The sequence below is a fragment of the Aliterella sp. E5.1 genome, from assembly GCF_057473825.1.
Genome location: NZ_JBYCCV010000466.1, coordinates 1 through 993 on the forward strand (window position 1 = coordinate 1; position 993 = coordinate 993).

Annotated in this window: 3 protein-coding genes; all 3 read right to left on the reverse strand. The window is 46.3% G+C overall.

The genetic code is table 11. The features are described from left to right. Nucleotides 1-316: DUF5615 family PIN-like protein (locus tag AC2VE5_RS28265; RefSeq protein WP_486890818.1), on the reverse strand; the 316-nt coding region annotated here is incomplete at its 3' end. Then, nucleotides 316-639, reverse strand: coding sequence for a DUF433 domain-containing protein (locus AC2VE5_RS28270; RefSeq protein WP_486890819.1), 324 nt, complete (start codon nucleotides 637-639; stop codon nucleotides 316-318). The genes AC2VE5_RS28270 and AC2VE5_RS28265, both read right to left, overlap by 1 nt. A gap of 181 nt (nucleotides 640-820) precedes the next feature. Further along, nucleotides 821-991 (reverse strand): hypothetical protein, encoded by a 171-nt coding sequence (locus tag AC2VE5_RS28275; protein ID WP_486890821.1) that lies wholly within the window; start codon nucleotides 989-991, stop codon nucleotides 821-823. Nucleotides 992-993: the final 2 nt, after the last annotated feature.

The following is a 993-nucleotide window of genomic DNA, read 5'->3' on the forward strand; positions in this document are numbered from 1 at the left end:
CCGCACTGGTGACCGACCAGATTATAATCAACTCCTCAATGATAGTTTCCAGCGCTATCTTCCTTGAAACAATTAATACACCTGTACTTACACTATCGGCAATGAACTTGGCAAATTCAGTCGGCATCGTTCTGCGATCGTGGGTCACCAGGATACGTTGCTGCTTTGCAGACAGGGCCAATACCTCTACATCTGTAAGTCCTTCTAAACCTGCCTCAGTAGCAGTTTGAAAGTTGATTGCGGGCTGTCGGCGAATAACTCCTGTCAAAATTACCTGATTCAGGTCAGCATCAGCTTGAAATCGAACGCCTGCCATTATGGCTGTTGGGATGACTGCTTAGCAGCAACCAGCTTTTGGTAAAAAGAGGGGGCATCAACTTGCAAAGGTTGTGGCATGACATCAAATGCCTGCTCCTCAGAGGCCAAGTAGGCATCAATATCAGAACGGTTTGCTAAGTAGAACGTGATAGCACCGTAAACCTTTTCTAGGTCAAGCAAGGGATAGGATTGTGCGATGCTTTCGGGTGATAGTCCTTTCCGAAAAGCATATACGACCGAATCCAACGAAATTCGAGTCCCGATAATCCAGTACCCGTTGTCTTTGAACTCTATATAAGACTTAGTTGCTACAGCAGACATAGATTAAGCCAACGCGAACTTATATTTGTATTGTATTATCACGGTTCTCTACAGATACTCTGTTGCAGATTAACCTTAGGGACACACAATGTTTAGGGATTAAACAAAACCGGCCCATGTTATGGCTGTATCTCCTGGGTAGCTGGAGGAGGCATGGGAACTCCCTTGGAAGGGTAGAGGTTTATTTCAAGGAGATCACTGAGGGTTGTCCTTTCTGGCTGGCTTCGACAACGGACTGTCTAGCCCACTGATCCGCTGCCAGAATGTCATCTAGGGAGGGACGGGGTTGGTTGTGAGTTTGATAGCGATCGCAGGTTTGCTCAATCAAGCGAGGAATCTCTAAGAACCGGATTT

Bases quoted from the DNA above. Each gene is read 5' to 3' on its own strand.
- AC2VE5_RS28270 (WP_486890819.1), bottom strand. From the start codon at position 639: ATGTCTGCTGTAGCAACTAAGTCTTATATAGAGTTCAAAGACAACGGG.